This is a genomic window from Pseudoalteromonas sp. P1-13-1a (assembly GCF_001401875.1).
Lineage (GTDB): Bacteria > Pseudomonadota > Gammaproteobacteria > Enterobacterales > Alteromonadaceae > Pseudoalteromonas.
In genome coordinates this window covers 1-10,968 of record NZ_LKDV01000053.1, presented here as the reverse complement: position 1 = coordinate 10,968, position 10,968 = coordinate 1, and the positions used below count along the sequence as shown (strand labels likewise).

Genomic DNA, 10,968 nt, shown 5'->3' with positions numbered 1-10,968 from the left:
ATAAAATCGCGGCTAAGCTTACATCCACGCCAGTGTAAAATTTAATCTTGTAGACGCGCAGCTTGCTGGCGTTTTAAAAGCAACGCTTTTACCTAGGCATAAACTGATCGTTTCACCACCGAGAAGCGAAGAAGAATAACCGGAGAAGTGACTAAACGCTACGGGTGCTTTCTCTTTGTAGCGCTAAACGCCTCGATGTACTCGGTGGTGGAATTAATGAGAAGCTGCGCTTCTAACGTGAGCAAGCTCGACGTCTACAAGTTTCACTTCCATTTACTTCTCCATCCCTTCTCTTTGTGCGTTTTTGTATTAAAGATCAATAAATCACAAAGAGGCTTAGAGGCGCTTTGCTTTTAAAGAGGCAACAAACATTGCGCTGAACCACGCGTGGCGGATTATCCCTTTTTAAACTCAAAAATAGATGTCGTTAACCCTACTTTAACCTTCTATAGTTTAAGCTAGCCGCATTAATGTTGATTAATCAACTGTAACGCGACTAAGCGCCACTTTTTAAGTTAGGAATAACCACAATGAAACTAACAAAAGATACACCACGTACATTAAGTAAAACCACTATAAGCCTGCATTGGATTGTCGCTATTTTAATTATTGGGTTATTAGGCTCAGGCCTGTATATCGAAAACTTTAAAGCGTTTTTTCTAATGAGTTGGCACAAATCATTTGGCGTAATACTACTTGCTTTTGCGTTACTAAGAGTAACATGGCGCATTATAAATGGTTGGCCAAAGCACGATGTTGAACACCCAAATTATGAGCAAGTGTTAGCTAAAATTGTGCATTACGTTCTTATAATAAGCATGTTACTTATGCCTATTTCGGGGCTGATTATGTCGGGCTTTGGTGGGCACGGCGTGGAGGTGTTTGGGCTTGAGCTTATACCGCACAACCCCAACCCAGAAAACCCACAAAAAAGTCTCGCTTTTAACCAAGGCTTAGCAGAGATAGGAAAAACCGTTCACGGTATTACAGCAAATGCGCTATTAGTGGCGTTAGGTTTACACATTGTGGGCGCTTTAAAACACCATATTATTGATAAAGACAACACGCTTACGCGCATGTTTGGTAAAAAGTAAGCTGTTAAAAGTCTTATTTGATCGGTGCTATTTAAGCCGCGATTAAATAAGACTCTCGTCTTACGTGTTTGCTAGTGCGTTTATACGAGCCTTTTCCTTTTTTAGCTTTTACTACTTGTGGTTTAAACACTTTAGAAGTTACTAACGCCGCTAGCGCATTATGATTAATAACACCTCGCCCGGTTTCTACCGCACTATTATTTGCGGCTTTGGTTTTCGATTTTTTAGCCATTTTATTTCCTAACTATTTATAACAATAAGAACCTTAAGAAGTGGCGATTGTATGCCTAATTTTCAACCTTGCAAGTGTTTTAACGCGCTTTTTTCATAATAAATAAGCATTAAAAAAGCGCAGTAAGTAACTGCGCTTAGTAGTAACCTGAACTCTGGATAATAAATCTATCTCTTAACCAGAATTCAGGTTAAATAGGTTTAGCTCAAATAATTAAAATTCAAAGCTTACTTTTGCATAGTAAGTACGCCCGTCAAAGCCATAAGGCAATGCACGTACAGGGTATTTAAATGCACCGTTAGTTATAAAGTTAAGTACTTCGTCGTCACCTAACTCATCCGGTGTTTCATCAAATACGTTGTCTGCGCCTACTGATAAATTAAATATTTCGTTAATTTGGTAGCTTACATTTACATCAACTAACACAGCCGATTCAACTGTACTTGTTGGCTTAAACGACCCCGTAGGCGAAAGCTCCCCTGGTAAAGGGATGTGGTCGTTACCAAAGTACTTAACGTCTGTTTCGCCAAAGTAGTTAAAACGAAGTGTTGTTTGATACGCATCACGCTCGTAGTCAAAGGTAAGGGTTGCACGCTCACTTGGCTGACCGTCGGTAAAAAAGCTACGTTGTAAATCGTCAAACGCCACCGACTCAGGAATACCCTCTTCAGCATTTACGTTATCTATTTTAGTGTCGTTTAGGTTACCCGCAAAAGTGACACCAAAGTTACCGCCCTCTACATCAGTACGGTAAGAGGCAATAATATCAACACCTTGTGTAGTTGAATCTACAGAGTTTGAAAAGTAGTTAGCCTGCACTGCGCCTGTTGCTTGTAAAGCGGCTACAGCTTCATCGCTAAAGGCAACATCATCAGCAGACAGTAAACTACCAAGCGTAATACGGTCTTTAATTTCTACACGGTAAAAATCAACCGTTAACGACAGCTCGCTAGTCACATCGTAAACAAAACCTGCGCTGTAGTTAGTTGATGTTTCAAGCTCTAGGCTATCTACACCCAATGCACTTGGGAAAGCTGTTCCCGTATTTGCAGTAAACGACTGTGTAAGTGTGCCATCTGAACCTAGGTTAGTCGTAAATGCAGTATACCCACTTTGCTGCAGCGATGGCGCTCTAAAACCGGTAGATACTGCACCACGCACTGCAAAGTCATCGTTAAATTCATAACGTGTTGCTAATTTACCAATTAAGTCATCGCCTGCATCTGAAAAGTCTTCATAGCGAAGCGCACCACTTACGTTCCATGCATCAGTGATCATCGTTTCTACATCTACGTAAAACGCGTAACTGTTGCGGTCGCTGTCGTTAGCGGCCTCTGGGCGCAGACCGTTATAAGCCTGAAAGCCACATTGAGCAAATTGATCCGGATCGTTAACCGATGGGTACGAAGTATCCATATTTGCAAGGCCACATGCGTACGACGCTTCATCGCCTGGTACTATTTCGTAGTTTTCTTTACGGTATTCTGCACCCAAAGTGATATACAAAGGCTCACTTCGGCCAATATCAACTATGCCGTTAAAATCTGCATTAACCGTTGTTTGGTCAAACCTAAAGCCACCCGAGTAGCCACCGGTTGGCCCTGCATTTGCGGCTATGTCGGCATCGCTTGCATCTGGGTTATTAAACACATACTCTGCCGCATAAGAGGCATTTAACGTATTGCGTGAAGTAAAGTCGTATTGGTTTTCACCATACACTGCCGATACATCGTATCCCCAATCTGGGGTTATGTCGCCTCTAAAACCAACCGCTACTGAAATATCTTCAGCTTCGTTATAAATGCGAGGTAAAAAGCCATCGCTATATACTTGCGTTACATTTTTAGTCGCTTCGTTATAATTACGGTAAAAACCGTTACCCAGCGCAGTGCGCTCAGAATAACCACCAAATGAATACAATTCGCTTTCGCCCACTGGCAGCGCCATATTATAAAACAACGAGGTAAATTCGCTTTCTGAATTACCTTGGCCCCAACGCACATCTTCACTCAGGGTGCCTGGTTCAACGTTTAACGAGCCACCCGTATCGCGCTCAGCTCTGTTTGTACCATCGGCATCACGATACTCAAGCGATAAGTTAATAAAACCGCCTTCGTTACCTAAATCAAAACCACGGTTTAAACCTGCAGAAAGCGTGTCGCCATCGCCCTCACTGGTGCCACCGTATTGTACGTAACCGGTTGTTACACCCGTTGAATTATTAAGTGATAAGTTAATTACGCCGGCTATTGCATCTGAGCCGTACTGCGCTGCTGCGCCATCGCGCAATACTTCTACGCCTTTAAGTGCAGTAAGCGGAATCGCGTTCATATCGGTGCCCGCAGCACCCGCACCTACCGTGCCATTTAAACCAAAAATAGATTGATTATGACGGCGCTTACCGTTTACCAATACTAACGTTTGATCAGGCTGTAAGCCGCGCAGCGTGGCAGGTCTAAATAAATCTGAGCCATCAGACACTTGTGTACGAGAAAAGTTAAACGATGGAGCCGTTGCTTGCAGGCTCTGCCCTAGCTCTGTAAAGCCACCTTTGTTTAAATCATCAGCGTCTATTAAATCAATAGGTGACGAAGACTCAGTAGAGGTGCGATTAGATACACGCGACCCTAATACAGATATTTGTTCGATATTTTGTGCAGCCTCTAAAGGTGCTTCTTGGGCGCTTACAATGCTTGGTGCGCTTACGGCAAACGCAACAGCTGCAGCTAATGAATTTAAACGATATGTTGACATAGTGACGACCCTGTTTAGTGTGTTCTTTAATATTTGTTATTGCGATGTAACGCATCGCTTGTAGAACATCCTAGCAACATATGCAAATAAAAAGAAATGAAAAAAACTAAATAATAGGTCTAACTATGCAAAAAATTGTAAAAACCACAAAATAACACTTAAACTTGTTTAAAACGCATTCAATTTGGGAATTTAATTTCACCCATCGATTTGGTTAACACCTTATTTACAACAGATTTATTGCACTTTCTTCTGCTTTTACGGGTAACCAACAACAAATGGTAGTACCTGTTCCTAAAGTGCTGCTAACTTCTATTTTTCCGCCATGTTCTTGCAAAATAAAGTTAACAACTGTCATTCCTATTCCTAACGAATGTGCTGTATTTTTTGTACTAAAAAAAGGCTTAAACAGATGCATTTGAGTATTTTCGTCCATTCCACAACCGTTATCTTTCACTTTTATACATACACCTTCATTTTGCTGCGTTACGCTTAGATCAATAATGCTCCCTTTTTCTAGGTCATGCGCGCACGCTTGTTGCGCATTTAATAACAACTCTACAAAAATTTGGTGAATTGACGATAACTCTCCCCAAATGAGCGGTAATTGCTCAAAATTGGTTTTTATTTCACAGTATTTAAGCTGTCCTTGTAGTACCTCTAAAGCAGAGCATGCAACCTCACTCACATCTAAATATTGCTTATTATGTGAGTATGTAAATTGGCTAAGATTTAATAAATTGTGTACGGTTTGCTTTATGCGCTTTAAACCATCTAGGCTTTCGCTTAATTGAGAGTAAATTTCATGGACGTTCCATGCATGTTCGTATTGCTTTTTTAAATCAGCTAATACGTTTTTATATTGCCCAGCATTTAATTGGCCAGTTAAAAACTGCTCGTTATAGTGAAGGGATTTAGATAAAAGAGGGCTAATATATTGCAGGCTTTCTATATTACTAATTACATACGAGAGCGGATTATTGATTTCGTGCGCTATACTGCAAGACAAATCCCCCACGCTTGCCATTTTGTCGGCCTGAACAAACATTTGCTGATACAAAGAGAGCTCAGCAGCATTTTTATTAAGTTCGTTATTTAACACAACTAACAGTTGGCTTTTATCTTCAAGCAGTTGTTCTGCGGCTAGGCGCTTTCGTTGCTCATCTAAAAAAGCCTGTTTATAGTCCTTGGTCACCGTGCTCATCCTATTCGCTCCATAAATATGCATCCATGTATAACGTTTAGTTTGCCATACGTATTTATGCAAACTAGAAGCAATTTTTAGACTATGCTTATTATTTTAGAAGGTAGCACTATGACCCAACCAGCAGATCCTGCACATTCAATCACTGCCGTAGACGTACTTTGTGTTGATGACGACGAAATTGTTCTGCGCTCTCTAACCTCTTTATTAAAAAATAATAACTTTAGTTTTATAACCTGCAAAAGCCCAGTGCAAGCGCTTGAGCTTTTAAGCAGCCACGAATTTAGCTTAATCATTAGCGACATGAAAATGCCCACTATGAACGGCGCGCAATTTTTAGAGCAGGCTCGTAACAAAGCCCCCGAAACACAACGTATTTTATTAACAGGTTACGCCGAAATAGAAACCACTTTAGCCGCTGTTAACCTTGCGCAAATTAACGGCTACATACAAAAGCCATGGCAAAACGATATGCTTTTGCGCAGCATTAACGATAGCATCGAGAAATTTCAGTTAAAAAAGCAAAACAAACAGCTTGAGCTGCAAGTAAAGCAACAAAATAAAGAACTTCTGGAACTAAACAATTCATTAGAGCAACGAGTAGACAAACGCACCAAACAAATTAAGCAGGTGCTTAAGCAACTAGAAGAGGCTAACGAGCGCGAAAAAAACGAACATAAAGCCACCGTAGAGCTGCTTTATAACTTTATAAATGCTAACCCTTATTTAGATGGCAACAGAGCACAAAAGATTGCCGACACGTGCACGCAAATAGCGCTGTATTTAAACCTATCGCAAAAAAGTATAGATTTAGCCCCAATGGCGGGTTACTTAGCACAAATAGGCTTGCTTGCCATGGACCCAGAGCTCTATAAAAAGCCAGTAAGTCGGCTGAGTGAGCAACAGCGCAAAGCTTTTTACACTCACCCTAGCACCGCACAATTAATGCTTATGCCTGCTATTCACTTACACGATGTATCCGATGCAATTTACCATCAATATGAACGATTTAATGGTAATGGCTTACCAAAGGGGCTAGCTGGGAACGATATACCTATTGGCGCCATGGTACTTAGCGTGGCTCGCGATTATTGGAACGCATTTGAGCAAAGCCAAGGTTCTACCGATAAAGAGCGCCACAGCGATGCCCTCGAAACCGTAAAAATGTACAGCGGCACTTTTTACCACCCTAAAATTGTGCGCGCACTTGAAGCAAGCCATAGCAAATTAAACGAGCAGCTTAATAATGCCGGCTCAATTATGATATGCAGCGCTAAAGAGCTAAAAGCCAATATGATTTTAGGCCACACGTTGCACAGCCACAGCGGTATAATGCTATTACCTAAAGGCCACGTGTTTGGTAGAAAATCCATCGACAAGCTACAACAACTAGAAACCAAAAAACCAACCCCATTTAGAATAATGGTAAAAAGCGCTAAATGATTGATCTAAACTGTGCTTTTTTTCGTTACAATGGCCGTATATAAGCTAAACTAATTCAAACAGGTACCTATTGAGTTGGGTATATTTTTTAAACTGTTTAATACCAATCCGCTTAATTAAGTGATTTATTTTAAGGGTGGAAAAACGTGTTGATAGCTAGACAAAAACTCGCTATTTAGTTGTACTAAATGAGAATTTTTTAACGCTGGTAGCAACCCGTTTAGCCCCGCAAAATGATTAAGTATTAGTATCACATTGCTTTAAGGAGCACACCGTGTCGCGATTTTCTGCTGTTACTGACAATCCCCACGACGGGCGTTTTAATCAAAAAACAGGCATTTTACTCACCAATTTAGGTAGTCCAGACGCGCCTACCCCAGCAGCACTGCGTACCTACTTACGTGAGTTTTTATCAGACCCCCGTATTGTAGAAATACCACGTTTAGTGTGGATGATAATACTTCACGGTATAATCTTGCGTATTCGCCCTAAGCGCTCAGCAAAACTGTACAAAAGTATTTGGACCGAAAACGGCTCGCCGCTTACGCATATTACCCGCCTACAACGCGACAAACTAAACGCGCTATTAAAAGAGCAAGGTTATACCAATACCGAGGTTGTAATGGCCATGCGTTACGGTAACCCTTCAATAGAAGCAGGCCTTGAGCAGCTGCGCGACAAAGGCCTTACGCGTATTATTGTATTACCGCTTTACCCACAATACTCAAGCCCGACAACCGGCTCAACATTTGATGCCGTTTCAAGAGTGTTACAAAAGTGGCGCTGGGTGCCAGAGCTCCATTTTGTAAATGGTTATCACAAAAACACCACTTACATAGACTCATTAGCAAGCAGCATAAGCGAAGATTTAGAAAAAAACGGCATGCCACAAAAACTCGTTTTTTCATACCACGGTATGCCTAAACTGTTTTTAGATAGAGGCGATCCATACCACTGCCTATGTTTACAAACCACGCGCTTGGTGATGGAAAAACTTGGCCTTGATAAAGACAAAGCCATTAGCACATTTCAAAGCCGCTTTGGTAAAGCCGAATGGTTAAAGCCATACACCGACGCCACGCTTGCATCGCTCCCTGATGAAAACATTACCGATATAGCAATTTTAAGCCCAGCTTTTAGTGCCGATTGCCTAGAAACGCTCGAAGAGCTTGAAGAAGAAAACCGTGAAATATTTGAAAACGCCGGCGGCGAAAAATACCGTTACATAGCCGCTTTAAACGACAGAGACGATCACATCAACGCTTTATATGATGTGCTAAAACCAATGCTTTAAACGCATTTTTATTGTCTAAATCTAAAAAAGCGGTGTTAATTTTAACACCGCTTTTTTAATGCGCAGGTAAGCATTTATTAACTGCCATAGCCAATTTCACGCGAGCAGGCTTCGCGCTTACCTACAAAATTAACACCGAGGTAAATTGCCATGTAGACGCGCATTGCTTTCGTTTTAAAAGCAACGCTTTTACCTAGGCATAAAGTGATTGTTTCATCACATAGAAGCGAAGCTGAATACCTAGAAAAGTGACTTAACGTTACGCGTGTTTTTCTGTGTAGCGCGAAGCGCCTCGGTGTACTCGGTGGTAGAAATGATGAGAAGCTACGCTTCTAACGTGAGCAAGCCTCGAGCTTACAATTTTCACTTCTCATTTACTCCTCATTCTCTTCTCTTTGTGCGTTTTTGTATAAAGATCAATTAATCACAAAGAGGTTTAGAAGCGCTACGCTTTTAGAGATGTAACTAACATCTTGCTCGAGCAGGCTTCGCGCTTACCTATAAAATTAACACCGAGGTAAATTGCCTTGTAGACGCGCATTGCTGGCGCTTTAAAAGCAACGCTTTTACCTGTTTTAACCTATTCCTTAACGCTTTTATTTAACCTTTACGAGTGATCATCAACGTACACACCCCAGCAATTATTCCCCAAAACGCAGAACCCACCGAGAGCATGGTTAAATCAGATGCGGTTACCAAAAACGTGACTATTGCGGCCTCGGTATATTGGGCTGAACTTAACGCTTGTTGCAAACTATTAGCAATGGTGCCAAACAACGCAATCCCCGCTAAAGCCAAAATTAATGCCTGCGGTAAACTTGCCACTAAGCCAACGAGCGTTGCCGCGCATAGTGCCATAACAATATAAAAAACCCCTGCGGCAATACTTGCCCAATAACGCTTATCGGGGCTTTTATCGGCCTCGTCGCTCATACAAATAGCAGCGGTAATGGCCGCTAAATTAATAGAGTACGTACCAAATGGAGCCGTTAAAATATTAATAAAACCGGTTACATTGAGCGTGGCTGAAATAGGCGCTTTATAATTGTGTGCCTTTAACACAGCAATACCCGGTAAATTTTGAGAGGTCATAGTCACTATATAAAGTGGCAGGCCAATACTTATGCACGCTTGCAAATTAAAATGCGGCGTTATGTATGTAAACTCACTTAGTTTCCAGTGGATAGCGCCGGTATCAATATGCCCCATTTGCCACGCCAGTATTACACCTGCAACTAAAACACTTAGCATGGCAAAACGTGCAAAAAAGCGTTTTCCTAAAAAATACATAAGCACCATTAAGCCAATAACCAGTGGTAGCTCATTCATAAAATTAAATACATCTATACCAAAAGTGACCAACACGCCTGCCAGCATGGCACAGGCAAGCTCGCTTGGTATTCTGTTCATTATTTTTTCAAACCAACCCGTAACCCCCGATATAAAAACCAATGTAGCGGCAAACATAAATGCACCAACGGCTTCATTTAAATGGTAGCCTTTTGCGCTTGAGATAAGTAAAGCCGCCCCAGTGGTAGACCACGCAATTAAAACCGGCACTTTATAATAATACGACAGCCCAATGGTGGTTATGCCCATTACAAGCCCTAACATTAAAAGCCAGCTTGCCACTAAGTCGGGTGTGCCGCCAAGGGTAATAACAACTTGATAAATAAGCGCAATAGAGCTTGAAAAACCTATAATAACCGCCACTAATCCTGCAGTTGCACGATTAAGTAGCTGATCCGAAAACGTCATAAAATCCCTCTTAAATTCAGATTTTTATGCTCACAACATACGTTGCCTATTTACGCTTTGCAATTAGCGTTTACGCTATTAAGCGTGAAAAATATTCATTATTTTAAAAAAATTTTTACCTATAAAGTGAACACACTTAATTGCCAGATTAAAAATAAATATATTTTTTAGCGTTCGTCTATACCTCGCTAAAACCCTAGCAAAACCCATCCTATAAAGTAAAAAATTTAAAACCCAAAACGGGTAAATTGTTTATTTACAATCATTTACAAAAAGCAAAACCAGCACTTTAATACTACACACCCCAACTTGATCTAATTCTTCATATGATATAAAACATAACAATTAGTTAACCAAAAACCCCATAAGAGAAACAAATGAAACGCGCTCTTTTAATAATTGTTGCCTTTGGACTATCTGCTTTTGCTATTTATAAGCTGCTATTTAATACCGAAAAAGTACAGCAGGTAACAGCCCCTGTTGCAGTAGATATAGTGCCCGTTGACTCTAAATTTGCAGCCAATAAAAAAGCACCTCAGCCTATAGATATGAGTAAAGATCCTGTTAACGTACAGCCTCAAACACTTAATGAGCCAGCACAAAGCAGCCAGTTTGAAGCCATTAATAAGGTATCTGAAAAAGCCAAAGAGGTACTTACCAACGCCAAGGTGCTGCCAAGCGATTTAAACAACGAAGCTTACATAGAGTTTGACCTAAACACATTGCAAGCGCTAGAAACTGGCGACTCATTTGATATTTCAATCCCGCAAACCGCCGAAACCTACAGCGCCGAAATCACCTCATTATCTGAGGCTAGTAATGGCGATAAAAGCATATTTGGCCAAGTAATAGGTGCCAATGGGCAACTCCACACCACAGTTATGACCGTAGGAAACGACGCAATTTATGGACAATTTACCGCACCTAGCGGCAATTACGTTTTTGAAAGCAAAGGTAAATATGGCTGGATTGCAGCAAAACGCGACTTATACAAAAGCCACATAGAGCATCACGTAGATGCACCCACACCAAAAACAGATAAAACCATAGATATGTTTGCCCCCAAAAAAACCGAACAACCCAACATGCAGTAACCCAACTAGGGCGTGTTGACCTTTGCGGATTGAAATTTGTTCAATCTAGGGGCGATTAAATCGCGGCGCGAGGTTTGTAACCTAGTGGGCTAAGT

General features: G+C 41.2%; 8 protein-coding genes. 4 read left to right on the top strand and 4 right to left on the bottom strand.

Annotated elements, in window-relative coordinates:
- Positions 1-530: 530 nt before the first annotated feature.
- Entirely contained in the window at positions 531-1,094 is a 564-nt protein-coding gene (locus AN391_RS19285) for a cytochrome b (protein WP_055016887.1), read from the top strand.
- Between the two features lie 31 nt (positions 1,095-1,125).
- Here the strand turns inward: AN391_RS19285 and arfA are convergent, their stop codons facing one another.
- The 3 genes from arfA to AN391_RS19270 form a co-directional block, all read right to left on the bottom strand.
- Positions 1,126-1,326 (bottom strand): alternative ribosome rescue factor ArfA, encoded by a 201-nt coding sequence (gene arfA, locus AN391_RS19280; protein ID WP_055016886.1) that lies wholly within the window; start codon positions 1,324-1,326, stop codon positions 1,126-1,128.
- A 213-nt stretch (positions 1,327-1,539) separates the two neighbouring features.
- Positions 1,540-4,080 carry a TonB-dependent siderophore receptor gene (locus AN391_RS19275; protein WP_055016885.1) on the bottom strand — a complete coding sequence of 847 codons (2,541 nt, stop codon included), beginning with the start codon at positions 4,078-4,080 and terminating at the stop codon, positions 1,540-1,542.
- Between the two features lie 226 nt (positions 4,081-4,306).
- Positions 4,307-5,284, bottom strand: a complete 978-nt coding sequence (locus AN391_RS19270; RefSeq protein WP_055016884.1) for a sensor histidine kinase — start codon at positions 5,282-5,284, stop codon at positions 4,307-4,309.
- A gap of 111 nt (positions 5,285-5,395) precedes the next feature.
- On the opposite strand from AN391_RS19270, the gene AN391_RS19265 reads away from it, so the two are divergent.
- Positions 5,396-6,727: an HD domain-containing phosphohydrolase gene (locus tag AN391_RS19265; RefSeq protein ID WP_055016888.1), complete on the top strand. Its 1,332-nt coding sequence runs from the start codon at positions 5,396-5,398 to the stop codon at positions 6,725-6,727.
- 274 nt (positions 6,728-7,001) lie between these two features.
- Positions 7,002-8,021 carry a ferrochelatase gene (hemH, locus tag AN391_RS19260; protein ID WP_055016883.1) on the top strand — a complete coding sequence of 340 codons (1,020 nt, stop codon included), beginning with the start codon at positions 7,002-7,004 and terminating at the stop codon, positions 8,019-8,021.
- 600 nt (positions 8,022-8,621) lie between these two features.
- Here the strand turns inward: hemH and AN391_RS19255 are convergent.
- On the bottom strand, positions 8,622-9,779 hold the full coding sequence (locus tag AN391_RS19255) for a benzoate/H(+) symporter BenE family transporter (protein ID WP_055016882.1): 1,158 nt from the start codon (positions 9,777-9,779) through the stop codon (positions 8,622-8,624).
- A 377-nt stretch (positions 9,780-10,156) separates the two neighbouring features.
- On the opposite strand from AN391_RS19255, the gene AN391_RS19250 reads away from it, so the two are divergent.
- Positions 10,157-10,873, top strand: coding sequence for a hypothetical protein (locus AN391_RS19250; RefSeq protein ID WP_055016881.1), 717 nt, complete (start codon positions 10,157-10,159; stop codon positions 10,871-10,873).
- Positions 10,874-10,968: the final 95 nt, after the last annotated feature.